The 25878-nt window shown below is 71.2% G+C and carries 23 protein-coding genes, 1 tRNA gene and 1 pseudogene; 12 read left to right on the top strand and 13 right to left on the bottom strand.

Going from position 1 to position 25878, the window contains the following annotated elements; genetic code table 11:
* Positions 1-105 precede the first annotated feature (105 nt).
* Genes AC07DW_RS05380 through AC07DW_RS05365 form a run of 4 tightly spaced genes read left to right on the top strand, consistent with a single transcriptional unit; the run spans position 106 to position 2675 of the window.
* The gene (locus tag AC07DW_RS05380) at positions 106-267 is read left to right on the top strand and encodes a hypothetical protein (protein WP_189549781.1); all 162 of its coding nucleotides are present in this window, start codon (positions 106-108) and stop codon (positions 265-267) included.
* On the top strand, positions 264-902 hold the full coding sequence (locus AC07DW_RS05375; RefSeq protein WP_478856278.1) for an aminodeoxychorismate/anthranilate synthase component II: 639 nt from the start codon (positions 264-266) through the stop codon (positions 900-902). The genes AC07DW_RS05380 and AC07DW_RS05375 overlap by 4 nt, the downstream gene beginning before the upstream one ends.
* Positions 821-1960, top strand: coding sequence for a class E sortase (locus AC07DW_RS05370; RefSeq protein ID WP_478856385.1), 1140 nt, complete (start codon positions 821-823; stop codon positions 1958-1960). The genes AC07DW_RS05375 and AC07DW_RS05370 overlap by 82 nt, the downstream gene beginning before the upstream one ends.
* Before the next feature lie 37 nt (positions 1961-1997).
* Positions 1998-2675, top strand: a complete 678-nt coding sequence (locus AC07DW_RS05365) for a class E sortase (protein ID WP_478856277.1) — start codon at positions 1998-2000, stop codon at positions 2673-2675.
* A 72-nt stretch (positions 2676-2747) separates the two neighbouring features.
* Here the strand turns inward: AC07DW_RS05365 and pknB are convergent, their stop codons facing one another.
* From pknB to AC07DW_RS05335, 6 genes are all read right to left on the bottom strand, one after another.
* Positions 2748-4796, bottom strand: coding sequence for a Stk1 family PASTA domain-containing Ser/Thr kinase (gene pknB, locus AC07DW_RS05360; protein WP_478856276.1), 2049 nt, complete (start codon positions 4794-4796; stop codon positions 2748-2750).
* Between the two features lie 164 nt (positions 4797-4960).
* Positions 4961-6427, bottom strand: coding sequence for a peptidoglycan D,D-transpeptidase FtsI family protein (locus AC07DW_RS05355; protein WP_478856275.1), 1467 nt, complete (start codon positions 6425-6427; stop codon positions 4961-4963).
* Positions 6424-7854 (bottom strand): FtsW/RodA/SpoVE family cell cycle protein, encoded by a 1431-nt coding sequence (locus AC07DW_RS05350; RefSeq protein WP_478856274.1) that lies wholly within the window; start codon positions 7852-7854, stop codon positions 6424-6426. Before AC07DW_RS05350 ends, AC07DW_RS05355 begins: the two co-directional genes overlap by 4 nt.
* A 27-nt stretch (positions 7855-7881) precedes the next feature.
* Positions 7882-9381, bottom strand: coding sequence for a Stp1/IreP family PP2C-type Ser/Thr phosphatase (locus AC07DW_RS05345; RefSeq protein ID WP_478856273.1), 1500 nt, complete (start codon positions 9379-9381; stop codon positions 7882-7884).
* 138 nt (positions 9382-9519) lie between these two features.
* Positions 9520-10032, bottom strand: coding sequence for an FHA domain-containing protein FhaB/FipA (locus tag AC07DW_RS05340; RefSeq protein WP_084900752.1), 513 nt, complete (start codon positions 10030-10032; stop codon positions 9520-9522).
* Positions 10033-10042: 10 nt separating this feature from the next.
* Positions 10043-10906, bottom strand: a complete 864-nt coding sequence (locus tag AC07DW_RS05335) for an FhaA domain-containing protein (protein ID WP_478856272.1) — start codon at positions 10904-10906, stop codon at positions 10043-10045.
* Positions 10907-11526: 620 nt separating this feature from the next.
* Between AC07DW_RS05335 and AC07DW_RS05330 the strand changes: the two genes are divergently transcribed.
* A tRNA-Leu gene (locus AC07DW_RS05330) sits at positions 11527-11613 on the top strand.
* A gap of 256 nt (positions 11614-11869) precedes the next feature.
* On the opposite strand, the gene nhaA is transcribed toward AC07DW_RS05330, so the two are convergent.
* Together nhaA and AC07DW_RS05320 are read right to left on the bottom strand one after the other, a co-directional pair.
* Complete coding sequence (gene nhaA, locus AC07DW_RS05325; RefSeq protein WP_478856271.1) at positions 11870-13168, bottom strand: Na+/H+ antiporter NhaA; 1299 nt, start codon at positions 13166-13168, stop codon at positions 11870-11872.
* A 284-nt stretch (positions 13169-13452) separates the two neighbouring features.
* Positions 13453-14988: an alanine/glycine:cation symporter family protein gene (locus AC07DW_RS05320; RefSeq protein ID WP_478856270.1), complete on the bottom strand. Its 1536-nt coding sequence runs from the start codon at positions 14986-14988 to the stop codon at positions 13453-13455.
* Positions 14989-15305: 317 nt separating this feature from the next.
* Here AC07DW_RS05320 and AC07DW_RS05315 point away from each other — a divergent pair.
* The 4 genes and pseudogenes from AC07DW_RS05315 to AC07DW_RS05300 form a co-directional block, all read left to right on the top strand.
* Positions 15306-15827: pseudogene (locus AC07DW_RS05315) on the top strand (DNA repair ATPase); the annotation flags it as partial.
* A 437-nt stretch (positions 15828-16264) separates the two neighbouring features.
* On the top strand, positions 16265-17713 hold the full coding sequence (locus tag AC07DW_RS05310; RefSeq protein WP_478856269.1) for a DUF2252 domain-containing protein: 1449 nt from the start codon (positions 16265-16267) through the stop codon (positions 17711-17713).
* A 33-nt stretch (positions 17714-17746) separates the two neighbouring features.
* A complete protein-coding gene (locus tag AC07DW_RS05305; protein WP_478856268.1) occupies positions 17747-18580 on the top strand; it encodes a hypothetical protein in 834 nt (277 codons plus the stop codon).
* A 104-nt stretch (positions 18581-18684) separates the two neighbouring features.
* The gene (locus AC07DW_RS05300; protein ID WP_478856267.1) at positions 18685-19029 is read left to right on the top strand and encodes a rhodanese-like domain-containing protein; all 345 of its coding nucleotides are present in this window, start codon (positions 18685-18687) and stop codon (positions 19027-19029) included.
* Between the two features lie 120 nt (positions 19030-19149).
* Here AC07DW_RS05300 and AC07DW_RS05295 read toward each other — a convergent pair whose 3' ends face one another.
* The 5 genes from AC07DW_RS05295 to paaA are packed head-to-tail and all read right to left on the bottom strand — an operon-like array spanning position 19150 to position 22716.
* A complete protein-coding gene (locus AC07DW_RS05295; protein WP_478856266.1) occupies positions 19150-20211 on the bottom strand; it encodes a 2Fe-2S iron-sulfur cluster-binding protein in 1062 nt (353 codons plus the stop codon).
* On the bottom strand, positions 20212-20739 hold the full coding sequence (paaD, locus tag AC07DW_RS05290; RefSeq protein ID WP_478856265.1) for a 1,2-phenylacetyl-CoA epoxidase subunit PaaD: 528 nt from the start codon (positions 20737-20739) through the stop codon (positions 20212-20214). It lies immediately after the preceding gene.
* Positions 20733-21482, bottom strand: coding sequence for a 1,2-phenylacetyl-CoA epoxidase subunit PaaC (gene paaC, locus AC07DW_RS05285; RefSeq protein WP_478856264.1), 750 nt, complete (start codon positions 21480-21482; stop codon positions 20733-20735). The genes paaD and paaC overlap by 7 nt, the downstream gene beginning before the upstream one ends.
* Positions 21479-21766 carry a 1,2-phenylacetyl-CoA epoxidase subunit PaaB gene (gene paaB / locus AC07DW_RS05280; protein WP_478856263.1) on the bottom strand — a complete coding sequence of 96 codons (288 nt, stop codon included), beginning with the start codon at positions 21764-21766 and terminating at the stop codon, positions 21479-21481. The genes paaC and paaB overlap by 4 nt, the downstream gene beginning before the upstream one ends.
* Positions 21763-22716 carry a 1,2-phenylacetyl-CoA epoxidase subunit PaaA gene (gene paaA, locus AC07DW_RS05275; protein WP_478856262.1) on the bottom strand — a complete coding sequence of 318 codons (954 nt, stop codon included), beginning with the start codon at positions 22714-22716 and terminating at the stop codon, positions 21763-21765. Before paaA ends, paaB begins: the two co-directional genes overlap by 4 nt.
* 117 nt (positions 22717-22833) lie before the next feature.
* Here paaA and AC07DW_RS05270 point away from each other — a divergent pair, with 117 nt between their 5' ends.
* The 3 genes from AC07DW_RS05270 to AC07DW_RS05260 are packed head-to-tail and all read left to right on the top strand — an operon-like array spanning position 22834 to position 25864.
* On the top strand, positions 22834-23970 hold the full coding sequence (locus tag AC07DW_RS05270; RefSeq protein ID WP_478856261.1) for a DUF5819 family protein: 1137 nt from the start codon (positions 22834-22836) through the stop codon (positions 23968-23970).
* Positions 23967-25211, top strand: a complete 1245-nt coding sequence (locus tag AC07DW_RS05265; protein WP_478856260.1) for an HTTM domain-containing protein — start codon at positions 23967-23969, stop codon at positions 25209-25211. The genes AC07DW_RS05270 and AC07DW_RS05265 overlap by 4 nt, the downstream gene beginning before the upstream one ends.
* Positions 25208-25864: a TrmH family RNA methyltransferase gene (locus AC07DW_RS05260; RefSeq protein WP_478856259.1), complete on the top strand. Its 657-nt coding sequence runs from the start codon at positions 25208-25210 to the stop codon at positions 25862-25864. Before AC07DW_RS05265 ends, AC07DW_RS05260 begins: the two co-directional genes overlap by 4 nt.
* The last annotated feature ends 14 nt before the right edge of the window (positions 25865-25878 follow it).

Raw genomic sequence — 25878 nt, 5'->3', positions numbered from 1 at the left:
CAGGCCCCGCGCGCACGGCTTTCCACAGCTGCCCCACCCGGTCGGTATCGCCCCGTACTCTGGTGCGGTAGCGAAGGGCATTCGACGGAAGGACCGGCAGGCGTCATGTACGGCTGGATCTGGCGGCATCTGCCGGGCAACGCGTGGGTGCGGGCGCTGATCTCGCTCGTGCTCGCCCTCGCGGTGGTCTACGTGCTCTTCCAGTACGTGTTCCCCTGGGCGGAGCCCCTGCTTCCGTTCAATGACGTGACGGTGGACGGTCAGTGAGCGCGCGCATTCTCGTCGTCGACAACTACGACAGCTTCGTCTTCAACCTGGTCCAGTACCTGTACCAGCTCGGGGCCGAGTGCGAGGTCCGGCGCAACGACGAGGTCGAGCTGGGCCACGCCCAGGACGGCTTCGACGGCGTCCTGCTCTCCCCCGGCCCCGGTACCCCCGAGGAGGCCGGCGTCTGCGTCGACATGGTGCGCCACTGCGCCGACACCGGCATCCCGGTCTTCGGCGTGTGCCTCGGCATGCAGTCGATGGCGGTGGCGTACGGCGGTGTCGTCGACCGGGCGCCCGAGCTGCTGCACGGCAAGACCTCCCCGGTCGTGCACGAGGGGCGGGGTGTCTTCGCCGGGCTGCCGTCGCCGTTCACCGCGACCCGGTACCACTCGCTGGCCGCCGAGCCCGCCGACCTGCCGGAGGTCCTGGAGGTCACCGCCCGGACCGAGGACGGCATCATCATGGGGCTGCGGCACCGCGATCTCGCCGTCGAGGGCGTGCAGTTCCACCCGGAGTCGGTGCTCACCGAGCACGGGCACCTGATGCTCGCCAACTGGCTGGAGCAGTGCGGCGACACCGGCGCGGTCGGCCGGTCGGCAGGGCTCGCGCCGGTGGTGGGCAAGGCCGTCGCGTGACCCCGGTACGTCCGGAGCATGAGCACGGTTCGCCGTGGTTCCGGGCGTCCAACCTGCCGGAATCCCAGGCTCCGGATCCTCCGCCGGAGCCCGCACCGCAGCGGTACGCCGGTACGTGGGCGCCCGGAAGCGGTCCTGTACCGGACGACGAGACGATGGCGCTCCGCAGCGAGGACACGCGGCGAATAGTGGCCGATCCGGCGGCCCGCCCGCCCGGCTCCCCGCCCGAGCGCCCCACCGGTGGCCGCGCCGAGCGCCGCAAGGCCGCCAAGGGTCGCGGGCGCCGCCGCAAGGGGTCCTCCCCGGCACCCGCCCCGGCCCCGCCGTCCCCGGCCACCGGCCGGCCGCTCACCCGCGTCGAGGCCCGGCGCGCCGCCCGGGCGCGCAAGGACAGCGTCGGCGTCGTCGCCAGCCGGGTCGTCGGCGAGCTCTTCATCACGTTCGGCGTCGTCATGCTGCTGTTCGTCACGTACCAGCTCTGGTGGACGAACGTCCGCGCCGGCTTCCAGGCGGACGAGGCGAAGCAGGGCATCGAGAACGCCTGGGCGGAGGGCCGCGAGCCGGACGCCTTCGAGCCCGGCCAGGGCTTCGCGATCATGTACATCCCCAAGCTGGACGTCGTCGTGCCCATCGCCGAGGGCATCGACAAGAAGCGGGTCCTCGACCGGGGGATGGTCGGTCACTACGCGGAGGGGCAGCTCAAGACCGCCATGCCCTCCGACAAGCGGGGCAACTTCGCGGTCGCCGGCCACCGCAACACCCACGGCGAGCCGTTCCGCTACATCAACCAGCTCACCCCGGGTGACCCGATCGTGGTGGAGACGCAGGACGCGTACTACACGTACGAGATGACGAGCATCCTGCCGCAGACCCCGCCCTCGAACGTCACGGTCATCCAGCCCGTGCCGCAGGGTTCGGGCTTCACGGGGCCGGGCCGGTACATCACGCTCACCACCTGCACACCCGAGTTCACCAGTACGTACCGGATGATCGTGTGGGGCAAGATGGTCGACGAACGCCCGCGCAGCAAGGGGAAACCGGACGCGCTCGTAGGCTAGGGCGGCCTGGCTTCGACCTTCAGACGGGACAGATGTAGTGGCACGTGCGCGCAACCGGATCGCCGGCGTCATCAGTGTCTTCGGCGAGCTGCTGATCACCGCCGGGGTGATCATGGGCCTCTTCGTCGTCTACTCGCTGTGGTGGACGAACGTCCTCGCCGACCGTGAGGCCGACAAGCAGGGCGACGAGGTGCGCGACCACTGGGCCTCGGCGGCCCCCGGCGCCCTCGACACCAGGGACGGCATCGGCTTCCTCCACGTACCGGCCATGAAGAACGGCGAGGTGCTGGTCAGGAAGGGCACCGACCCCAAGATCCTGAACCATGGCGTGGCCGGCTACTACACGGCCCCCGTCAGGTCCGCCCTCCCCTCCGCCCGGCAGGGCAACTTCTCCCTGGCCGCGCACCGCGACGGGCACGGCGCGAAGTTCCACAACATCCACAAGCTGAAGAACGGCGACTCGATCGTCTTCGAGACCAAGGACACCTGGTACGTCTACAAGGTCTACAAGACGCTTCCCGAGACGTCGAAGTACAACGTGGAGGTCCTCCAGCCGGTGCCCAAGGAGTCGGGGAAGACCAAGCCGGGCCGCTACATCACGCTCACCACGTGCACGCCCGTCTACACCTCCACGTACCGCTACGTCGTATGGGGCGAGCTGGAGCGCACCGAGAAGGTCGACGGCGCCCGGACGCCCCCCGCGGAGCTGCGCTAGCGGTACGACGAAGCCCCGGCACCCTGAGAAGGGGTGCCGGGGCTTCGTCGTGTCCGCTCGGCCCTGCTCGCGTCAGCCCTGCTCGCGGAAGATGACACCCGACGGGCCGCCGAAGAAGCCGCCGTCGTTGTCACCGTCGTTGTCGCCGTTGTTCCCGTTGCCACCGTTGTTGCCGTTGCCACCGTTGCCGCCCTGGCAGTTCAGGGTGGTCAGCGTGACGGTGGTGGCCGCCGGGTCCACCTGGGTGCCGACCTGCGGGTCGCTGCCGGTCACGATGGCGTTGTCGTCGGCCGGGCAGCCCGGGGCGACCTGGACGTTGGTGAGGCCCACGGCCCCCAGCGTCTGCTTGGCCTGACCCAGCGTCTGGGTCCGCATCTCGGGCACCGGGACCTGCTGCTGCTGCGGGCCCTTGGAGACCTTGAGGGTGATCTCACTGCCCTTGGGAGCCGTGCTGCCGCCCTCGGGGCTCTGTCCGACGACGGTGTTGGCCGCCTGGTCGGAGTCGACGTCCTCGCGCTTGACCTGGAAACCGAGCGTCTCCAGCTGCGACTTCGCGGCGTCGAACGGCTGGCCGGTGACCGGCGGCACGTCGCGCTCCGCCTGCTTGGACACCGTGAGGGTCACCTTGGAGCCCTTCTCGGCCTGGGTGCCGCCCGCGGGGTCCTGGTCCAGGACCTCGCCCGGCTGCTTGTCGGACTCCTTGTACTCGACCTTGACCTCGAAGCCCTTGTTCTCCAGGTTCTGCCGCGCGGTCTTCTCCGACTGCTCCACCACGCTCGGCACCTCGACCTTGGCGGCGCCCTCGGAGACGACGACCGAGATGGTCTCGCCCTTCTGCATCGTCCCCGACTCGGGCGACTGGCTGCAGATCGAGCCCTTGGGCCGGTCGCAGGCGTCCGTACCCGATCGGGCGATCTTCAGGCCGGTCGCCTCCACCGTGCGCTCGGCCTCCGCGAACGGCCGGCCGACCACCTTGGGTACGTCGACGGCGTCCGAGCCGCTGTCCCCCTGGTCGCCGAAGACCGACTTGCCGATGAGAATCGCGCCGACCAGGACCAGGATGCCCGCCAGGATCAGCAGGATCGTGGAGACGTTCGACTTCTTCTGGCGCCGGCGGTCCGGGCGGTCGTCGTAGCCGTAGCCGCCGTCGTCCGGATTCACGGGCGGCAGCATCGACGTCTGGCCGGCCGGGTCGGCCGGGCGCATCGCCGTGGTCGGCTGGTCGTCGGGGCCGTAACCGCCGAACCCGGCCCCGCCCATCGCCGCCGTCGCGGCCACCGGCTGGCCGTCGAGGCACGCCTCGATGTCGGCCCGCATCTCGTCGGCCGACTGGTACCGGTAGTCCGGGTCCTTGACCAGCGCCTTCAGGACGATGGCGTCCATCTCGGGCGTGATCTCGGCGTCGAAGTTGCTGGGCGGCTGCGGCTCCTCACGCACGTGCTGGTACGCCACCGCGACCGGCGAGTCGCCCACGAACGGCGGGCGGACGGTCAGCAGCTCGTACAGCAGGCAGCCGGTGGAGTAGAGGTCCGAGCGGGCGTCGACCTGCTCGCCCTTGGCCTGCTCCGGGGAGAGGTACTGGGCGGTGCCGATCACGGCAGCGGTCTGCGTCATCGTCATCCCGGAGTCGCCCATGGCGCGGGCGATGCCGAAGTCCATGACCTTGACCTGGCCGGTGCGCGTCAGCATGACGTTCGCCGGCTTGATGTCGCGGTGGACGATACCGGCCCGGTGCGAGTACTCCAGGGCCTGGAGGATGCCGACCGTCATCTCCAGCGTGCGCTCGGGCAGCAGCTTGCGCCCCGAGTGGAGGAGCTCACGCAGGGTGGAGCCGTCGACGTACTCCATCACGATGTACGGGATGGAGATGTTGTCGACGTAGTCCTCGCCGGTGTCGTAGACCGCGACGATCGCCGGGTGGTTGAGCGAGGCGGCCGACTGGGCCTCACGGCGGAACCGGGCCTGGAAGGACGGGTCACGGGCGAGGTCGGCCCGCAGCGTCTTCACGGCGACGGTGCGGCCGAGCCGGGTGTCGTGGGCGAGGTAGACCTCCGCCATGCCACCGCGGCCGAGCACCGAGCCCAGCTCGTACCGGCCGCCGAGGCGACGCGGCTCTTCCATAACTGTTCCAGCCCTCTCCGTCAGTCCCGACCGCACCCGTGTGTGGTCCGGCGGTGTGCTGTTCGCGCATACGCTACCGGCCACGGGAAGTCGATCGGACCGCGACCACTACCTGATACGGGACCGGTACACACCGGCACCCAGGGGCGGCCGCGGCTCGCTCGTCACTTCTTGCTGTCGAGTACCGCCTTCATCACATCGCGGGCGATGGGCCCGGCCAGGCCACCACCGGTGATGTCGTCACGGGTCGCGCTGGAGTCCTCGACCACGACCGCGACGGCGACGGGCGAGCCGTTGTCGGTCTTGGCGTACGAGATGAACCACGCGTAGGGGCGGGCCTTGTTCAGCTCGCCGTGCTGGGCGGTTCCGGTCTTGCCGCCGACCTTCACGCCGTCGATCTTCGCCTTGCCGCCGGTGCCGACGTCGCTCTCGACGACGCTCTCCATCATCTCCTGCACGAGCTGGGCGGTCCTCGCCGACATCGGCCGGCTCATCTCCTCCGGCTCGTGCTTCTCCAGCACGTCGAGGTCCGGCGAGCGCAGCTCGTCCACCATGTACGGCTTCATCAGCTTGCCGTCGTTGGCGATCGCCGCGGCCACCATGGCCATCTGGAGCGGGGTGGCGCTCGTGTTGAACTGGCCGATCGAGGACAGCGCGTTCTGCGGGCGGTCCATGTTCCGGTCGTAGACCGACGTGGCGGCACGGACCGGGGTGTCGATCTCCCCGTTGTTGAAGCCGAACTTCTCGGCCATCTTCACCATGTTGTCGCGGCCGACCTCATGGCCGAGCTTGGCGAAGACCGAGTTGCAGGACACCTCCAGCGCGTACTTCAGCGTGGCGTTCTCGCAGTTCCGGGCGTGGTTCACCATCTCGCGGCTGGTGTCGGGAAGGATGTACGGCTCGGGCGTCCTGGTCGCCGCGTTGATGTCGGTGACCTTGCCGTACTCCAGCGCCGCGGCGGCCGTCAGCACCTTGAAGGTGGAGCCGGGCGGGTAGATCTCGCGCAGCGCGCGGTTCAGCTTCGGCTTGTCCTTGTCCTTCTCCAGCGCCTGCCACGCCTTGGCGTCCTTGTCGTGGTACCCGGCGAAGGAGGAGGGGTCGTACGAGGGCGTGGACGCCAGCGCCAGGATCTTGCCGGTCGACGGCTCGATCGCCGCGACGGCGCCCTTCTTGTCGCCGAGACCCTTGAAGGCGGCCTTCTGGGCGGCCCCGCTGAGGGTGGTGACGACGTCCCCGCCCTTCTTCCTGTCGCCCGTGAACATCGACAGGGTGCGGTCGAAGAACAGCCGGTCGTCGTTGCCGGTGAGGATCCCGTCCTCCAGCTTCTCCAGCTGGTTGGCGTCGAACGCCTGCGAGGCGTACCCGGTGACGGGCGCCCACATGGGGCCGTCGACGTAGGTGCGCTTGTACTTGTAGAACGGGTCCTTCGAGTCGACGGTGCCGGTGATCGGCTTGCCGTCGACGATGATGTTGCCGCGGACGTTGGCGTACCGCTCGATGGTGACCCGGCGGTTCTTCTCGTGCGTGCTCAGCTCGCCGGCGCGGACGTACTGGATCCAGTTGTCCCGGATCAGCAGGGCGAGCACCAGCAGACCGCAGAAGATCGCGATCCGGCGCAGGGGCTTGTTCACGGTCGGACCACCTGGGTCATCTCGGCGTCGGGGGACGGGGCGGGTGCCGGCGCGGGACGGCGCGCGGTGTCGCTGATCCGCAGCAGGATGGCGACCAGGGCCCAGTTGGCGATCACGGACGAACCGCCGTACGCGAGGAACGGCATGGTCATACCCGTCAGCGGGATCAGGCCCATCACGCCGCCGGCGACGACGAAGATCTGGAGGGCAAAGGCACCGGACAGGCCGGTCGCCAGCAGCTTGCCGAACGGGTCGCGCGCGGCGAGCGCGGTGCGGAGACCCCGTTCCACGATCAGCGCGTACATCAGCAGGAAGGCCATGACACCGGCCAGCCCCAGCTCCTCGCCGACGGTGGCGAAGATGAAGTCGGAGTTGGCGGCGAAGCCGACCAGATCGGAGTTGCCCTGGCCCAGGCCGGCGCCGAGGGTGCCGCCGGAACCGAACGACATCAGCACCTGGGTCATCTGGTCACAGGCCTGGATCATGTTCGATCCCTCGGGCGCCGTCTCCAGGCACCCGAACGGGTCGAGCCAGGCGGCGACACGGGACTTCACGTGGCTGGCGGTCGAACCGACGACCACCGCGCCGCCCACGGCCATCAGCAGACCCATGATGATCCAGCTGGTCCGCTCGGTCGCCACGTACAGCATGATCACGAACATGCCGAAGAACAGCAGCGACGTACCGAGGTCGTTCTCGAAGACCAGGATGAGCAGGCTGACGGCCCAGATGGTGAGGATCGGGCCCAGGTCACGGCCACGGGGCAGGTAGAGCCCCATGAACCGGCGGCTGGCCAGGGCGAGCGCGTCCCGCTTCACCATCAGGTAGCCGGAGAAGAAGACCGCGATGACGATCTTCGCGAACTCACCGGGCTGGATCGAGAAGGGGCCGACCTTGATCCAGATCTTGGCGCCGAAGACGTCCGAGCCGAGGCCCGGTACCAGTGGGAGCAGCAGCAGGATGACCGCCGCCACCATGGAGATGTACGTGTAGCGCTGGAGGACGCGGTGGTCCTTCAGGAAGACCAGCACCAGCAGGAACAGCGCGACACCGATCGCCGAGTACATCAGCTGCTTGGGCGCGTCCGGCGTGAACGTGTCGTACCGGGCGATGATGCGCGGCGACTGGTCCAGGCGCCAGATGAGCACCAGTCCCAGCCCGTTCAGCAGGGTGGCCAGCGGTAGCAGGATCGGGTCGGCGTACTTGGCGAACCGCCGCACCAGCAGGTGCGCGATGCCCGCCAGCAGGCCCAGTCCGATGCCGTAGCCGAGCATGCCCGCCGGGACCTTGCCGTCCAGGGCGAGGCCCACGTTCAGGTACGCGAAGACCGGGATGGCGACCGCGAAGCCGAGCAGCGCCAGCTCGGTGTTGCGGCGGCTCGGCAGGTCGATCGCGCCGATGGTGGTCGTGTTGGTGACAACGCTCATGGTGGTGAAAGGCCCCCCTACGGGTGCTTACTGCTTTCCGCAGTTCGAGGCCAGCTTCTGCTCCTCCTCCGAGAGGGTGGGGCCCGGAGTCGGAGTGGCTGCGGTGCTGGTGGACGGCTTGGGCGTGGGCTCGGTCGGGAGGCCGGTCGTGCCGCCGGCCTGGCCCTCACCGGGAGGTGCGGCGGGCACGCGGTCGGCGGCCTGTCGGCGCTGCTCCCGCTTCTTGCAGGCCGACGCCTGGGTGGCGAGCTCCTGGATCTTGTCCTGGGCCTTGGCGAGGTTGCCGCCGGCGATGGTCTCCTCGACCTGCTTGCGCTGGTAGTCGGGGAGGTACTTGAGTTCGATCTCCGGGTGGTCCTTCTCGACCTCGGAGAGCGACACCCACGCCAGGTCCTGGCTGATGCCCCGGTAGAGGGCGACGTGGTCGTCGTTGGTGCCGACGTAGTACTGCGTCTGCGTCCAGCGGTAGCCGCCGTACGTCGCGCCGCCGACCACGGCGAGGGCGAGCAGGATGAAGAACGATCTCTTCAGCCACTTCCGGCCGGTGCGCGGCTTGGTGAAGTCCTGCTCGCCGTACGCCCCGAAGCCACCCCCCGGCGGCATGCCGCCGTACCCGAGGTCGTCGCCGCTGCCGGGCGGGCCGAAGCCACCGCCGGGCGGCTGCGGCGCGTGGCGGCCGAGGCCGGCCGCGCGGCCCGCGGGCGTCTCCATGGCGCCGCCGTCGTTCAGCTGCGTCTGGTTCTCGGCCACCGCGCCCACCACGACGGGGGTGTCGCTGAGCTGCCCCGCCAGGGTGTCGCCGCCGTCGACGTCGAGGACGTCGGCGACGATCACGGTGATGTTGTCGGGGCCGCCGCCGCGCAGCGCGAGCTGGATCAGGTCCTGAACGGTCTCCTGCGGGCCCTGGTAGCTGGCGAGGGTCTCCTCCATCGTCTGGTGGGAGACGACGCCGGACAGGCCGTCGGAGCAGATCAGGTACCGGTCGCCGGCGCGCACCTCACGGATGGAGAGGTCCGGCTCGACGTGGTCGCCACTGCCCAGCGCGCGCATCAGCAGCGAGCGCTGCGGGTGGGTGGTGGCTTCCTCCTCGGTGATACGGCCCTCGTCGACGAGGCGCTGCACCCACGTGTGGTCCTGGGTGATCTGCGTCAGGACGCCGTCGCGCAGGAGGTACGCGCGGGAGTCGCCGACGTGGACCAGGCCGAGGCGCTGGCCCGTCCACAGCAGGGCGGTCAGGGTGGTCCCCATGCCCTCCAGCTGCGGGTCCTCCTCGACCATCACCCGCAGCTGGTCGTTGGCGCGCTGCACCGCCGTACCGAGCGAGGTGAGGATGTCGGAGCCGGGCACGTCGTCGTCGAGCGTGACCAGCGTGGAGATCACCTCGGAGGAGGCGACCTCGCCGGCGGCCTGGCCGCCCATGCCGTCGGCGATCGCGAGCAGTCGGGGACCGGCGTACCCGGAGTCCTCGTTGCCCTCGCGGATCATGCCCTTGTGCGATCCGGCGGCGAAACGCAGTGACAGACTCATGCGCACCTGCCCTGTCGACTCCGACGCCTCCGGGTACAGCCGGTCTCGAGCCACACTGCCCACCCTCCGGTCGGGAGCCTGTGCCGGTCACCTGTGGGCACCGCTGCGGCTCGCTCGCTCCGCTCGCTCATTGTCGTACTACTTCCGCAGCTCGATGACGGTCTTGCCGATGCGGATCGGCGCGCCCAGCGGAATCGGTGTCGGGGTGGTGAGTCGGGTCCGGTCGAGATACGTGCCGTTGGTGGACCCGAGATCCTCGACGATCCACTGGCCGTCACGGTCCGGGTAGATCCTGGCATGCCTGCTGGACGCGTAGTCGTCGTCCAGGACGATCGTGGAGTCGTGCGCGCGTCCCAGGGTGATCGTCTGCCCCTGGAGGGCGACCGTGGTGCCCGTGAGGGTGCCCTCGGAGACGACCAGCTTGGTCGGTGCCCCGCGACGTTGACGGCCGGACTGCTGGCGCTGCTGCGGCGGTGCCGCTGCCTGCTGGCGGGCGGCCTGCTGGGGGCGCGCGTTCTCGCGGCGCGAACCGCGCTGCGTGACACGCGTCCCGAACAGGTCGCTTCGGATGACCTGAACGGCCACGATGACGAACAGCCACAGTACGGCGAGGAAACCCAACCGCATGACCGTGAGGGTCAGCTCTGACATTGCCCCCGCTTCACCCTTCGGCTTGCCGGTAAACGATGGTGGTACTGCCCACGACGATCCGCGAGCCGTCGCGGAGCGTAGCGCGGGTGGTGTGCTGCCCGTCCACCACGATGCCGTTGGTGGACCCGAGATCCTGGATCGTCGAGGGCGTTCCGGTCCGGATCTCGCAGTGTCGGCGCGATACGCCGGGGTCGTCGATCCGCACGTCGGCTTCGGTGCTGCGACCCAGCACCAGCGTCGGGCGGGAGATCTGGTGGCGGGTGCCGTTGATCTCGATCCAGCGGCGCACCTGGGCGCCGGGCATGGGGGCCGCCGCGCCCGGCGGGCGGCCGGCGGGCGGACGGTTCATGCCGGGCGGCGGGGCCGCCGGCATGGGGGGAGCGGCGCTGGGGGTTCCCCCGCCGTACGCCGGGGGCGGGTAGCCGTAGCCACCGGGGCGGCCACCGGCCTGCGGCGCGGACGGACCGGCGGGGCCGGACGGTGCCTGCGACTGTGACGTACTCGACGCGAGCGTCCGGCTGCGTACCCGGTACAGGCCCGTGTCGAGGTCGTCCGCCTTCTCCAGGTGGACCTTGATCGGGCCCATGAAGGTGTAGCGCTGCTGCTTGGCGTAGTCGCGGACCAGGCCCGAGAGCTCGTCGCCGAGCTGTCCCGAGTACGGGCTCAGGCGCTCGTAGTCCGGCGCGCTCAGCTCCACGATGAAGTCGTTGGGGACGACCGTGCGGTCCCGGTTCCAGATCGAGGCGTTGTTGTCGCACTCGCGCTGGAGGGCACCCGCGATCTCGACGGGCTGGACCTCGGACTTGAAGACCTTGGCGAAGGTGCCGTTGACCAGGCCTTCGAGACGCTGCTCGAAACGCTTCAGGACTCCCATGGGGCACCTCCTCCGTCGTTGCCGTCCTGGTACTGCTTACTGATCGTATCCACGCGTCGGGAAATCGGCTGGTTCCCCTTCTCTGCCCTGTGGACGAGTGTCACCTCTCACAGGGATCGTAGAGGCGCCCTCCAGACAGTGTCCCGCACCTGGCGCGCACCCTGGAGGAGTGGGTGGGGCGGGAAGAAGTTCCCTGTTCCGCCCGCGCGTCTCCGGCCGTGTCGTGTCCTCCCGGGTCGTGTCCTGCGCGTGTCGTGCGTTCCGTGTGCCGCCGCGCGCCCGCGCCCGGGTGCCGGGTGCCGGGTGTGCGACGTGGTCCCCGGGCGAGTGAGCCGCTCCCGGGCCCGCCGTGCCCGGTGGTGCCACCGGGCGGGCCGGTGGCGTCCGGCCGGGCCGGTGGCGCGCGTGGCCGGGTACCGAGAGCAGTCCGGATGCCGGTCCGACGGGTCGCCGCCCGTCCTCTCCCCTCCCTCTCCTTCCGCTTCCTTCCCCTCTCTGTTCGCCCGCGGGGTGCCCGAAACAAACGGATGTGAATCCCTCTCCGGTGGCGTGCTAATCTTCAGATGTCGCCAGGGGGACGCACCGGGAGAACGGTGGGAACCCAAGCGGCAACACCCAATGCGCGGGTGGCGGAATAGGCAGACGCGCTGGATTCAGGTTCCAGTGCCCGCAAGGGCGTGGGGGTTCAACTCCCCCCTCGCGCACCATGAGAAACCGATGAGACGGGTTCTCGCCAGAGACGAAAGTCCGGGCGAGGGCCCGTTTCTCGTTGTTGGGCGGCGGGCCCGCATCCCGGGCGCCGGATCCGCGCAGGACGCCGCGCGGGTGACGTAAATCACCGCAAGGGCGCTCTGTGCGAACCCGTGTCGTCCTTGGCGAGGAGCGGCGCACGCGCGTCGTCGAGTCCGCCCCGGCCGGGCGCCGCCCGCCGCCGCGGGCGGCCCGCGCTTCTCACGGTGCCTGTCAGCGCCCGGTGGTGCTGCCGCGCTGGTAGATGTCGGGGATGCCGTCGTGGTCGTCGTCCCGGGTCTCCTCCTCGTACAGGCGCCGGTAGACGCCGTTGCGGCGCTTGATGAGGAGGGCGGCCAGAGCGGCGGCGATGAGGGAGCCGACGAGGACCGCGGCCTTGACGCGTTCGGTCATGTGCGGGTCGGGGAACGCCAGCTCACCGATCAGCAGGGCGACGGTGAAGCCGATTCCGGCGAGGACGGCGAGGGCGAAGACGTCCGCCCATGCCAGTTCGGGGTTGAGCCGGGCGCGGGTGAAGCGGGCGGCGAGATAGGTGCCGGCGAAGATGCCCAGCGTCTTTCCGACCACCAGGCCCAGGACCACGCCGAGCGGCTCCGGCTCGGTGAACACCTGGGCCAGGGCGGCGCCGGTGACGCCGACACCCGCGGCGAAGAGGGCGAACAGGGGCACGACGACGCCTGCCGAGGCCGGGTGGATCAGGTGCGAGGTGCGCTCGGCGGGGGAGGCCGTCTCGTCCTTGTCGCGTTTGGTGCGCAGGATGAGGCCGATGGCGACTCCGGCGACGGTCGCGTGGACTCCGCTGTTGTACATCAGCGCCCATGTGACGACGCCGAGGGGGACGTACCACCACCAGCCCCGCACGCGGAACCGCTGGAGGGCGGAGAAGGCCACCAGGCAGGCGAGAGCGCCGCCGAGGGCGGCGAAGTCCAGGTCGCCGGTGAAGAAGATCGCGATGATGAGGATCGCGCCGAGGTCGTCGACGACGGCGAGGGTGAGCAGGAAGGCGCGCAGTGCGGCGGGCAGGTGGCTGCTGAGGACCGCGAGGACGGCGAGGGCGAAGGCGATGTCGGTGGCCATGGGCACCGCCCAGCCGCCGGGGCTTCCCCCACCGGCCGCGGCGGTGGCGGCGTAGAGGGCGGCGGGGACGGCCATGCCGCAGAGGGCGGCGATGACGGGGAGGGCGGCTGTGGCGGGGGTGCGCAGTTCGCCGACGACCAGTTCGCGCTTCAGCTCGATGCCGGCGACGAGGAAGAAGAGGGTGAGCAGTCCGTCGGAGGCCCAGTGCTCGACCGAGAGGTCCAGGCCGAGGGCCGGTACGCCGAAGTGGAACTCGCGTATCTGCTCGTACGCCCCGCTCCAGGGGCTGTTGGCCCATATCAGCGCCACGACGGCGGCCGCGAGGAGTACCAGCCCGCCGACCGTCTCCGTCCGCAGAGCCTGGACGACCGCGTTGCGCTCCGGCAGCGGCAGCAGTCCGAGGAAGGGGGAACGCTCGCGGGGCGCGGCAGCCATCGGGGGAACCTCCGGGGGATCGGCATCAGGGCATACGAGCCCCACGACGCCGACCAGACTTCCCGGCACACCGCGCGTCCGGCACAGCCACTCAGAGGTGGGGCGCCGACGCGTTCCTCACACCCTAGCCCGCCCTCTCGCCATGCCACCAGACCCCATTTCACCTGCTGAAACGGGGTCCGGAGGCATGGCGAAGGGGGCCCGTCCACACCATGGCGCGAGGTGTGTACGGGCCCCTCCCAGCCCAGGGCGGGGGACTCCCGTGGGCCGGGCCGCGGGGGCGGTCAGGCGGTGGTCTTCACCGGCTCCCGGTCCTCGTCGTCCTCGGTGGTCTCACCGGCGTCGCGGGCGCGGACGAACTCCAGGAAGGAGTTGAGCTCGCGCTTGACGACCGGTGCGAGGAGGTACAGGCCGATGATGTTGATGACGGCGAGCATGAACAGCACCGCGTCGGCCATGTCGATCAGCGTCTGGAGCGTCAGCAGGGAGCCCGCGACCGCGAACAGGGTGTAGAGGACCTTGAAGGTCAGCTCGCTGGTCCGGCTGCGGCCGAAGAGGTGCGTCCACGCCTTCATGCAGTAGTAGCCCCAGGTCAGCACCGTGGAGATGGCGAACAGCATCACCGCGACGGTGAGGATGTACGGGAACCAGGGCAGGACGGTCGCGAAGGCGTCGGAGGTGATCGTCACGCCTCCGATCGACTCGCCCTTGCGGGCCTCGCCCCAGCTGGCCGGGTTGGCGATGACGATGGTCAGCGCGGTCATCGTGCAGATGACGACGGTGTCGATGAACGGCTCCAGCAGGGCGACCAGGCCCTCGCTCGCGGGGTGCTTGGTCTTGACCGCGGAGTGCGCGATCGGCGCGGAGCCGAGACCGGCCTCGTTGGAGAACGCCGCCCGCTTGAAGCCGATGATCAGCGCGCCGAGCACACCGCCGGCCACGCCCTGCGGGTTGAAGGCGCCTTCGATGATGGTGCCGATCGCGGCCGGGACGGCGGAGACGTGGACCAGGATGACGATCAGGCAGGCCACGATGTAGATGCCGGCCATCGCGGGGACCAGCTTGCTGGTGACGTTGGCGATGGAGCGGATGCCGCCCAGGAGCACGATGCCGACGAGCGCGGCGATGAGGACGCCGAAGAACAGGGCGCCGGCGGAGGAGCCCATCAGGCCGTCCTCGCCGCCGGTGACGGAGACCAGCTGCGCGTAGGACTGGTTGACCTGGAAGAGGTTGCCGCCGAAGAGTCCGAAGAACAGCACGAAGAAGGACGCGAGGATCGCCAGGACCTTGCCGAGGGTCTTGCCGTTCTTGCCGAAGCGGTCGGCCAGACCCTTGGGCAGGTAGTGCATCGGGCCACCGGAGACGGTGCCGTCGGCGTGCACCTCGCGGTACTTCACGCCCAGGGTGACCTCGACGAACTTGGTGGCCATGCCGAGCAGGCCGCACAGGATCATCCAGAACGTGGCGCCCGGGCCGCCGATGGAGACGGCGACGGCGACACCGGCGATGTTGCCGAGGCCGACCGTGCCGGAGACGGCGGCGGTGAGGGCCTGGAAGTGGTTGACCTCGCCGGCCGACCCCTTCTCGTCGTACTTGCCTCTCACCACGTCGAGGGCGAGCTTGAACTTGCGGACCTGCACGAGGCCGAACCAGGCGGTGAAGACCAGGCCGGCGATGACGAGCCAGGCGACGATGAGCGGCAGCTCCGTACCCCCGACGGGGACGGAGTAGAAGACGACTTCCCCGAGCCAGGTGGCTATGGGCTCGAAGAATCCGCTGACGGCTTCGTCGACGGATGTGGTGATGGAGTCGAGTGACACGGTGGCTACCTCGATGGCGCAGTACCGGCGCGCGGGAGGTGCGCCGGGAGGATGTGCGGTCTTTGAGCGAACGCCGTTGTCCGATCGGCGACTCTGGGTGCGTGCTCCGTGGACTCGGAGCGTGATCACCCTGGTCGTGCTGCCGGTGCGTGCCGACCGCTCCGCGCTTGCGGCGAGGGGTGGTGCCACCTGCGGAGTTGCGCAGTTCTACCACGGCCTTTGCCAGATCTTTAGTGGCGCAAATCACATTACGGTCAGTAGTCTTCGAAAATGCCAGCGAGCGAGACCAGACCGTTATTCGGACAACTTGATCCGTGCATCGGACACTTTTCCCGTCGGCCCGGCGCCGCTCCCTCGGTCGCGGCCACCTGCCGCTGATCGGCGCCGACCTCGTCCAGCAGATCGGCATCACGGTGACGGCGGGCGTGCCGACACCAGCGGGCTGCTGCTGTTCCTCTCACCGCCCGGGTACGGCAGGACGACCCATACGAGGACGTCGCCGACCGCCTCGGCCTCCTGCCGGTCATGGCCGACGGACCCGCCGTCGGCCATGAGGTGACCTCCCTCGACCCGGCAGAGGTACCGAACGCCGCCGCCCGGAGAAGTTTCGCTTCGCGCTGGCCGTGGGCAGCAACGTCCTGCTGCACCTGGACGACATCCAGCACACCTCGCCCGAGCTGTTGCGGAAGTTCGTGCCGCTGTGCGACGCCACCCGCACTCCGGACGGCCACGACCTGCGCGGCGAGCGCTTCGCCGTCTGCATGGCCGGCAACCCGATGACGGCGGCCGGCTCGTCGTCGTTCATGGCGGGGAGACCCGCGCGGCGATCTTGTTCATGGGGACGGCCAGGACCGGCTGCAGCTCGGGGGCGCGTAGGGGTGGGCGAGCCGGTCGCGGCGGGCGGCCGGGTCGTCGGCGGCGATGGGGTGGAGCCGCGCGGCCGTGGCACGGGCGCGGCGGGCGAACGCCGTCACCTCGCGCTGGACGGTGTCGACCGACTCGTCGCGTCCGGATGACATCGGGGACGACCTCCTCGCTGTGCGTACGGCCCGGCCCGGGCACGGGTACCGCGGGCGCGCCACGTCACGTACCGGCCGGGGGCTGTGGGCGGGGAACGGGGCTGTGGACGGGGCCGGGGGTGGGCACGGGGTGTGGGGGATTGAGGGTGGGGAGGGGACGCGGTCCTGGTCGACGTTGTCCACAGGTCCGGGACGGCCGGCGGGGGGCGGGGGTACCGTCTGGGGCAACTGGGTGATGGTGAACGGGGGTGGGTCTGATGGGCGACATCCGGAAGGAGACGCCGGCGCGGCGCGGGACCGGGGGTGATGGCGCGCGCATACCGGAGGTGCCGGGGTTCGGCTCCGTGGACCGGGTCCGGGGCATGGGGGAGTCGCCCAAGGCGCGGGGCAAGGCGCTGAGGGAGCGGGTGCCCCGGTCGTCGCACGAGGCGCCGGGCCCGGCCGACGGGCGGCCGGACGCGGTGCGGGCGGTGGAGGAGTCGAGCCGCGGCCGGGTGGCCGGGCTGACACCGATACGGGTGGGCCGGATGGCCGCGACGCCGTTCGCGTTCCTGCGCGGTTCCGCCGGGCTGATGGCGCACGACCTGGCGCGGACGCCGGTCACCGGCATCGGCGCCCAGATATGCGGCGACGCGCACGCGGCGAACTTCGGGCTGTACGGCGACGCGCGCGGCCGGCTGGTGATCGACCTGAACGACTTCGACGAGACCGTGACCGGTCCCTGGGAGTGGGACCTCAAGCGGCTCGTGACGTCCCTGGTGCTGGCAGGGCGGGAGGCGGGCGCGGACGAGGACGTGTGCCGCGCGGCGGCGTTCGACGCGGTGGGCGCCTACCGGCGGACCATGCGGCTGCTCGCCGGCCTGCCGGCGGCCGACGCCTGGAACGCGATCGCGGACGAGGAGCTGGTGTCCTACACCGACGCACGGGACCTGCTGGGCACGCTGGAGCGGGTGGCGGAGAAGGCACGGGGCAACACCAGTGCCCGGTTCGCCGCCAAGGCGACGGAGGAGTGCCCGGACGGCGGGCGGCGGTTCGTCGACGCGCCGCCCGTGCTGCGCCGCGTGCCGGACGCCGAGGCCTCGGCGGTCGCCGCCTCGCTGGGCGCGTACGTGGAGACCCTGCCCGAGGACCGGCTGCCGCTGCTCGCGCGGTACGCCATCCACGATGTGGCGTTCCGGGTGGTGGGCACCGGGAGCGTGGGGACGCGTTCGTACGTGGTGCTGCTGCTGGACCACCGGGGCGAGCCGCTGGTGCTCCAGGTGAAGGAGGCGCGGCCCTCCGCGCTGCTGCCGTACCTGCCGGAGGTGGGTTTCACCGTGCCGGAGGTGGCGCACGAGGGACGGCGCGTGGTCCTCGGGCAGAAGCGCATGCAGGTGGTCAGCGACAACCTGCTGGGCTGGACGACGGTCGAGGGCAGGCCCTACCAGGTGCGGCAGTTCCGCAACCGCAAGGGCAGCGTGGACCCGGCCGCGCTCTCGGCCGACCAGGTCGACGACTACGGGCGGATGACCGGCGCCCTGCTGGCCCGGGCGCACGCGCACAGCGCGGACCCGCGGCTCGTCGCCGGGTACTGCGGCAAGAACGAGGAGCTGGACGAGGCCATCGCCCGCTTCGCCGTGGCGTACGCGGACCGGACGGAGGCGGATCACGCCGATCTGCTGGCGGCGGTCCGGAGCGGGCGCATAGCCGCCGAGCTGGGGGTGTGACGGGTCGGCGCCCGTCGCCCGTACGCTGGTCGGGTGACGACCCCGAACGATGACGTGACCGGTGCCCCGACCGCCGACGCGACCGGCGCGGCCGAGCGCCCCGAGGCGCGGCTGGACCGGGCGGTGCGCGCGGCGGAGCAGGCGCTGATCGAGTTCGAGATCGCGGTGGAGACGTTCCGGGTGGAGGTGGAGAACTTCTCCCGGCTGCACCACCAGAAGCTCGGCCCGATGTACGCGCGGCTGGACGAGCTCGACGCGCTGATCGCCGAGGCCAGGGCGGCCCGTACCGGGGACCCGGAGGACGTGGCGCGGGCGCAGGCGGCGCGGGCGCTGGTGATGCCGATGCCGGGGGTCGACGAACTGTTCGGCGACTGGATGGACTCCGACGGCCTGTCCCCCGAGGCCGCCGCGATGCTGACCGACCGGCCGGTGCAGCCGCCCAAGCGGGTGCGGCCCAGTGATGAGGTGCGCAAGCTCTACCGCGAGCTGGCCCGCAAGGCGCATCCGGACCTGGCCCGTGAGGAGGAGGACCGGCAGCGCCGGGAGGAGTTCATCACGCGGGTCAACGCCGCGTACGGGCGCGGTGACGAGGCACTGCTGCGGGCGCTCTCCGAGGAGTGGGCGGCGGGCCCCGCGCCGGTGACCCCCGAGCTCAGCGAGAGCGAGGAGCTGTACGCCAGGCTCGAATGGCTGGCCCGGCGCAAGGAGCTGCTGACCGTGGTGGCGCGGGACCTGGAGGACAGCGCGATCGGCGCGATGCTCCGCATGGCTCCCGACGACCCGGACCGGCTCCTGGAGGAGATCGCCGAGCAGTTGCTGGCGCAGGTGGCCGAGCGTGAGGCGGAGCTGGCCGCGCTCGCGCGGTAGCCGTGGTGCAGTAGCGTCGGGAGGTACCCCCTGCCGCGCGGGACCGCGCGCCGGGCCCGCCGGCGCCGGCCGACGAGTCCCCACGATGAGAGAAGGCCTGACCCATGAACTTCGCACCGCTGCCCACCGTGGACGCCGCGTCGGTGCCGGCCGACGGACTGGTGCTGGACGTCCGTGAGGACGACGAATGGGCGGCCGGGCACGTCGAGGGTGCGCTGCACGTGCCGATGAGCGACTTCGTGGCCCGGTTCGGTGAGGTGACCGAGGCGGTCGCCGACGGGCGCCGCGCCTATGTGATGTGCCGGGTCGGCGGCCGGTCGGCCCAGGTGACGCAGTACCTGGTGCAGCAGGGCATCGACGCCGTGAACATCGACGGCGGCATGCTCGCCTGGGAAGGCGCCGGCCGGCCCATGGTGACCGACGACGGCACCTCCGCCTTCGTCCTGTAGCCCGCCTCCGGGGCCGCCGGGGCCCCGGGCCGGGACAACGTGGCCGCGTCCCGCCCGCCGGGCGGGACGTCCGGGAGGCTCCGACGCCCGCCCGGTGAGCTGACGGCCCGTCGAGGTGGCTCAGCGGTCGAAGTCGAGCTCCACGTCGGGGGTCACCGGGTGGGACTGGCAGGCCAGCACGTACCCCGCGTCGGTCTCCTCGCTCTCCAGGGCGTAGTTGCGGTCCATCCGGACCTCGCCGGTGACCAGGAAGGCGCGGCAGGTGCCGCAGACACCGCCCTTGCAGGCGTACGGCGCGTCGGACCGGCCGCGCAGCACCGTCTCCAGCAGTGACTCCCCCTCCCGCACCGGCCAGGTGCCGGACCGGCCGTCCAGGGTGGCGGTGAGCGTGGCGTGGGCGGGCGCCGAAGCCGTCCGCACGGCGGCGGGCGCCGAGCCGTCGTCCACGTGAAAGATCTCCTGGTGGACGCGGCCGCGGTCCACGCCCAGGCTCCGCAGCGCCCGTTCGGCGCCGACGACCAGGCCGAAGGGCCCGCACAGATACCAGCCGTCCACGTCGGCGACGGGCAGCAGGGCGGGGAGCAGTCCGGCCAGCCGCTCCTGGTCCAGCCGCCCGGAAGGCAGCCCGGACTGCTGCTCCTCCCGCGACAGCACGGTCACCAGCTGGAACCGGCCGGGGTAGCGGTCCTTCAGGTCGGCGACCTCCTCGAGGAACATCGTCGAGGCCGCCGTACGGTCGCTGCGCACCAGGCAGAACCGGGCTTCCGGTTCACGGGCCAGCAGGGTCGAGGCCATCGACAGCACGGGGGTGATCCCGCTGCCGCCCACGACGGCCGCGAAGTACCCGGGGCGCGGCGGCAGGAGGAACCGGCCCATCGGCTCCATGACCTCGACCACGTCGCCGACCTGGAGTTCCTTGAGCGCGTACGTGGAGAACTCGCCGCCCTCGACCAGCCGGATGCCGACGCGCAGCACCGGGTCCTCGCCCTCGGGCGTGGCGGGGGAGCAGATCGAGTACGTACGGCGGACCTCTTCGCCGCCGGCGCCCCGGCGGCGCAGGGCGAGGTGTTGGCCGGGGGTGTGGCGGAAGGTGTCGCGCAGCTCGGGCGGCACCGCGAAGGTGACGGCGACCGAGTCGTCCGTGAGCCGCTCGACCTCGCTCACCCGGAGCGGGTGGAACATCTACAACTCCTTGAAGTGGTCGAACGGTTCACGGCAGGCGGTGCAGCGGCGCAGCGCCTTGCACGCGGTGGAGGAGAAGCGGCTCAGCAGTTCCGTCTCGGTCGAGCCGCAGTGCGGGCAGCGGATGGCCAGGCTGACCGGCACCGGGCCGGAACCGGTGCCGGTGCCGGTGCCGGTGCCCTGGTGGCGGGGCGGCGCTATGCCGAACTCGGCGAGCTTGCGGCGGCCCTCCGCGCTGATGTCGTCGGTCGACCAGGCGGGGGAGAGCACGGTGACGACGGAGACGTCCGCGACGCCGCGCTCGCGCAGGACGCGCTCGATGTCCGACGACATCGCCTCCACGGCGGGACAACCGGTGTAGGTGGGGGTCAGTTCGACCTGCACGCGGCCGGGAGCGAGGACCCGCACCCCGCGCAGAACGCCCAGCTCCTCCAGCGTGATGACGGGCAGCTCGGGATCGGGGACGGAGCCGGCCAGCCGGCTCAGCTCCTCCTCCAGCGCCGTCATGTCCGCCGTGCCGGTCACCATGACGCTCCCGGGTGGCTGCGGTGCAGGTGCTGCATTTCGGCCAGCATCCGGCCGAAGCTCTCCGTGTGCAGTCCCTGGCGGCCCGCCCCGGCGCTCCACGCGCCCGTGCGGGGGCCGTCCGGCACCGGGAGGGTGGCCCGCTCCAGGACCGCCGAGACCGAGGCCAGCCAGTCGGACTCGAGCTCCTGCCAATCGACGTCCAACCCCTCCACCGGCTGGAACAGCTCGCCCGTGAAGCGCCACAGGGCCGTGCAGGCCCTCAGCATCCGCTCGTGGCTTTCGGCGGTGCCGTCGCCCAGCCGCAGCGTCCACTGCTCGGCGTGATCCTGGTGGTAGGCGACCTCCTTGACCGCCTTCGCCGCCAGACCGGTCAGCACGCCGCCGCCGTCGCCGGCCCCATCGCCGCCGTCGCCGGCCGCGGCCAGCCGGCCGTACAGCAGCCGCTGGTAGGTCGAGAAGTACAGCTGCCGGACGATGGTGTGGGCGAAGTCGCCGTTGGGCTGCTCGACCAGCTGGACGTTGCGGAACGCCCGCTCCTCGCGCAGGTACGCCAGCTCGTCCTCGTCGCCGACGAGGGAGAGCAGCACCCGGGCCTGGCCGAGCAGGTCCAGCGCGATGTTGGCCAGCGCGACCTCCTCCTCCAGGACGGGGGCGTGGCCCGCCCACTCCCCCAGCCGGTGCGACAGCACCAGCGCGTCGTCGCCGAGGGCGAGCGCCGCGGCGGTGGGCACGGTGGCGGTCACAGGTTCTTCACCCCCTCCGGGACCTCGTAGAACGTCGGGTGCCGGTAGGGCTTGTCGGCGGACGGCTCGAAGAACGGGTCCTTCTCGTCGGGCGAGGAGGCGGTGATCTCCGTGGACGGCACCACCCAGAGGGAGACGCCCTCGCTGCGGCGGGTGTACAGATCCCGCGCGTTGCGCAGCGCCATCTGCGCGTCCGGCGCGTGGAGGCTTCCCGCGTGCGTGTGGGACAGTCCGCGGCGCGAGCGCACGAACACCTCCCACAGCGGCCAGTCGCTGGTCGTCATGCCGTCGCCTCCCCGTGCTTGGCCGCGTACGCCGCCGCGGCCTCCCTGACCCAGGCGCCGTCCTCGTGGGCGCGGCGGCGCTGGGTGATGCGCTGGTCGTTGCAGGGGCCGTTGCCCTTGAGGACGTCCCAGAACTCGGTCCAGTCGATCGGGCCGAAGTCGTAGTGCCCGCGCTCCTCGTTCCACCGGAGGTCCGGGTCGGGGAGGGTGAGGCCCAGGGCCTCCGCCTGCGGGACGCAGATGTCGACGAACCGCTGGCGCAGCTCGTCGTTCGAGTGCCGCTTGATCTTCCACGCCATGGACTGCGCCGAGTGCGACGACTCGTCGTCCGGCGGACCGAACATCATCAGCGACGGCCACCACCAGCGGTTCACCGCGTCCTGTGCCATCGCGTGCTGCTCGGGCGTCCCGCGCGAGAGGGCGAGGAGCGATTCGTACCCCTGGCGCTGGTGGAAGGACTCCTCCTTGCAGATCCGCACCATCGCGCGTGCGTACGGGCCGTAGGAGCAGCGGCACAACGGCACCTGGTTGGTGATCGCCGCGCCGTCCACGAGCCAGCCGATGGCGCCGACATCGGCCCAGGTCAGCGTGGGGTAGTTGAAGATGGAGGAGTACTTCTGGCGGCCGGTGTGGAGCTTGTCCAGCAGCTCGTCGCGGCCGGTGCCGAGGGTCTCGGCGGCGCTGTACAGGTACAGGCCGTGCCCCGCCTCGTCCTGCACCTTGGCCATCAGGATCGCCTTGCGGCGCAGCGAGGGCGCCCGGGTGATCCAGTTCGCCTCCGGCTGCATGCCGATGATCTCGGAGTGGGCGTGCTGGGCGATCTGCCGCACGAGGGTGGCGCGATACGCCTCGGGCATCCAGTCGCGCGGCTCGATCCGCTCGTCGGCGGCCACGGCCGCGTCGAACGCCGCCTGGTACGTCTCCTGCGTGTCCGCAGTCACTGCCGTCATCGGGCTCCCTACCGACCGATCGTTCGGTTGAATGACTTCAATGGTGAGTCGGCGGCCCGTATGGTGTCAACCCTGTGGATAACTCCGACTGATCGATGGGGAACGGAACGGGGCGGGATGGACTCGTACGACAAGGAGGCGGGTGGCCGGGCCCGGAGCGCCACCGAAGCGGAGGCCTCCGGCTCCGTGACCCCGCCGGCCGCCGCTCCCGCCCCGTCGGCGTCCGGCCCGGTGCCGGGCCCGGAATCCGCGCCCGCCAGATCGGAAGCCGGGTCCGCACGCGCCCCGGAGGGCTCCCCCGCATCCACGGCAGCCGACTGCGCCGATCGGGCGACCCGCCGGCGCTCCGCCCCCGCACCACGGACCCCCGCGCCCGAGGACCGGGCGGCGGCCGGCGACCGGGCCGCAAATGACCGGCCGGCCGGCGACCGGGCGGTGTCCCGGGACCGTGCCGCCGGCCCGTCCTGGTCCGTGACGGGCACCGCCGAAGAGCCGGGTTCCGCGCCCGGGGGCCTCGTGAGCGAGCCCGGACCGCAGGCGCGGACCGCGGCGGCCGCGGGTGAGCGGGCGGGCACCGGGGGCGGGCCGGGGGCCGTGGGGATCACCGCGCTGTCACTGCCGTACCAGGTGGTGGCCGCCGTGGCGCTGGCCGTCGTGGGGGTGTTCGCCTGCGTGCACCTGGCCATGGCGTTCCTGCACGTCGCACCCTCGAACACGCTCACCAAGCAGCATGGCGAGGCCGTCGACGACTGGGTGTTCCCCGAGTTCGAGCAGAACTGGAAGCTCTTCGCGCCCAACCCGCTCCAGCAGAACATCGCCGTCCACGCCCGCGCCGAGGTCGTGGGGAGCGACGGCGGACGCAGGACCACCGGCTGGATCGACCTCTCCGCCGACGACGGGGAGGCGATCCGGGGCAACTTCCTCCCGAGCCATGTGAACCAGAACGAGCTCCGCCGGGGCTGGGACTTCTACGTGAACTCGCACACCGACGGCAACCGTCCCAACGGGATGCGCGGGCAGCTCTCCGAGCGCTACATCCGGCGCATCGCCATGCTGCGGCTCGACGGCCACCGGCTCGGCGGCAGGATCGAGCGGATACAGCTCCGCTCGGCCAGCCGGGGCGTCGAGGCTCCGGTCTGGAGTGACGAGAAGACCGACACCCGGTCCTACTACCGGCTGCTCCCGTGGTGGTCCGTCACCGCCGCGGACCTGCCCGGCGGCGTCGGCGGCGGCCGTACGGAGGCGGACAAGTGAACCGGACCGACGCCCACACCCGTACCGCCACCGGGACGGGTACCCGAACCCGTACCCGCGCCGAGCCGCTCGACCGCCGGCTCGCCCGCGCCGTCCAGCGCGTCACCGGCACCGCCCTCGGCCCGTACCAGGCCGCCGTCGTACGCATCGGCTTCGCCGGCGCCTGGCTGTTGTTCCTGCTGCGCGAGTTCCCCCACCGCCATGAGCTGTACGGGCCGGACGGGCCCTGGTCGTGGGACATGGGTCAGCAGCTCATCGCCAACAACCACGCGTTCACCGTGCTGATGTGGACCGACAGCGTCGTGTGGTTCGAGACCGTCTACGCCCTCGCCGTGGTGTCCAGCGTCCTGCTGCTGATCGGCTGGCGCACCCGCACCATGTCGGTGCTGTTCATGGTCGGCGTGCTGTCGCTGCAGAACCGCTCCATCTTCATGGGAGACGGCGGCGACAACGTCGTGCACCTGATGGCCATCTACCTCGTCCTGACCCGCTGCGGCCGGGTCTGGTCCCTCGACGCCCGGCGCGCGGCGCGCCCCGCGCCCGTGCGCGACCCGCTGGGGCCGGTGCTGTGGGGGGCCGGTGCCTTCGGCCTGGTGGCGGCGACGCTGTTCGTCGACCGGACCGGCGAGCCGTGGCTGCTGGTGCTGCTGTGGCTGGTGTGGGCCGCGCAGGCGGTGTGGTGGCTGGTGTGCCGGTACGCGCCGGGAGAGCCGCGCGTCCTGGCCGACGTCCTGGCCAACCTCGTCCACAACGCCACCCTCGTCGTGATCATGGCCGAGGTGTGTCTGATCTACGCCACGGCGGGCTGGTACAAGATCCAGGGTTCCCGCTGGCAGGACGGCACGGCGCTGTACTACCCGCTCAAGCTCGACTACTTCACCCCCTGGCCCTTCCTGTCGGACGTACTGGCCGCCAGTGGGCTGGTGGTGATGATCCTGACGTACGGCACGGTCGTCGTGCAGGTGGCCTTCCCCTTCACCCTGTTCAACCGGCGGGTCAAGAACGTCCTGCTGGTGGCGATGATGCTCGAACACGCCGGGATCGCGCTGTTGCTCGGGCTGCCGTTCTTCTCGCTCGCGATGATCGCCGCCGACGCCGTCTTCCTGCCCACGGTGTTCCTGCTCCGGCTGGGCGCCCGCGTCCGGCGCGGCCGCGACCGGCTCCTGCCGGACTTCCGGCGAGTACCGCCGCGACAGCGGCCCGCCGGCGAGGAGCCCACCCCCCGTACCCTCGTGGGGTGAGCAGCGACACCCCACTCCAGTACGACGACGGTTACGGCTCCGAGATCGGCGTCGGCCCGCACCCCCGGCCGTGGCCGGAGGACGAGCGGTACGACCCGGAGCTGCTCGCCGGCGGCGACCGGCGCAATGTGGTCGACCGCTACCGGTACTGGCGGCGGGAGGCGATCGTCGCCGACCTGGACACCCGGCGGCACGACTTCCACGTCGCCGTGGAGAACTGGGGCCACGACTTCAACATCGGCTCCGTCGTCCGGACCGCCAACGCGTTCCTGGCGAACCAGGTCCACATCGTGGGGCGGCGGCGCTGGAACCGGCGTGGCGCGATGGTCACCGACCGGTACCAGCACGTGCGCCACCACCCGGACACCCAGTCGCTGACCGCCTGGGCGGAGGCCGAGGGGCTGCCGATCATCGGGATCGACAACCTTCCCGGCGCCGTGCCGCTGGAACGGACCGAGCTTCCGCGCCGCTGCGTGCTGCTCTTCGGGCAGGAGGGTCCCGGCCTCACGGACGAGGCCCGCGAGCACGCCGCGATGGTCTGCTCCATCGCGCAGTTCGGTTCCACCCGGTCGATCAACGCCGGGGCGGCCGCCGCGATCGCCATGCACGCGTGGGTGCAGCGGTACGCGGAGATCTCCGGCCCCGGGGCCTAATCCGGCCCCGGTCA

It is taken from the genome of Streptomyces sp. NPDC045701 (assembly GCF_056432045.1).
The sequence above is the reverse complement of the archived record's forward strand: the minus strand, read 5'-3'. Positions and strand labels throughout refer to the sequence as shown.

Coding starts and splice junctions, on each gene's coding strand:
- paaB (WP_478856263.1), bottom strand. CDS start 21,766: ATGACGACCAGCGACTGGCCGCTGTGGGAGGTGTTCGTGCGCTCGCGC.
- AC07DW_RS05380 (WP_189549781.1), top strand. CDS start 106: ATGTACGGCTGGATCTGGCGGCATCTGCCGGGCAACGCGTGGGTGCGG.
- paaD (WP_478856265.1), bottom strand. CDS start 20,739: ATGGTGACCGGCACGGCGGACATGACGGCGCTGGAGGAGGAGCTGAGC.
- AC07DW_RS05300 (WP_478856267.1), top strand. CDS start 18,685: ATGAACTTCGCACCGCTGCCCACCGTGGACGCCGCGTCGGTGCCGGCC.
- AC07DW_RS05270 (WP_478856261.1), top strand. CDS start 22,834: ATGGACTCGTACGACAAGGAGGCGGGTGGCCGGGCCCGGAGCGCCACC.
- AC07DW_RS05335 (WP_478856272.1), bottom strand. CDS start 10,906: ATGGGAGTCCTGAAGCGTTTCGAGCAGCGTCTCGAAGGCCTGGTCAAC.
- AC07DW_RS05350 (WP_478856274.1), bottom strand. CDS start 7,854: ATGAGCGTTGTCACCAACACGACCACCATCGGCGCGATCGACCTGCCG.
- AC07DW_RS05295 (WP_478856266.1), bottom strand. CDS start 20,211: ATGTTCCACCCGCTCCGGGTGAGCGAGGTCGAGCGGCTCACGGACGAC.
- AC07DW_RS05345 (WP_478856273.1), bottom strand. CDS start 9,381: ATGAGTCTGTCACTGCGTTTCGCCGCCGGATCGCACAAGGGCATGATC.
- AC07DW_RS05310 (WP_478856269.1), top strand. CDS start 16,265: ATGGGCGACATCCGGAAGGAGACGCCGGCGCGGCGCGGGACCGGGGGT.
- nhaA (WP_478856271.1), bottom strand. CDS start 13,168: ATGGCTGCCGCGCCCCGCGAGCGTTCCCCCTTCCTCGGACTGCTGCCG.
- paaA (WP_478856262.1), bottom strand. CDS start 22,716: ATGACGGCAGTGACTGCGGACACGCAGGAGACGTACCAGGCGGCGTTC.
- pknB (WP_478856276.1), bottom strand. CDS start 4,796: ATGGAAGAGCCGCGTCGCCTCGGCGGCCGGTACGAGCTGGGCTCGGTG.
- AC07DW_RS05340 (WP_084900752.1), bottom strand. CDS start 10,032: ATGTCAGAGCTGACCCTCACGGTCATGCGGTTGGGTTTCCTCGCCGTA.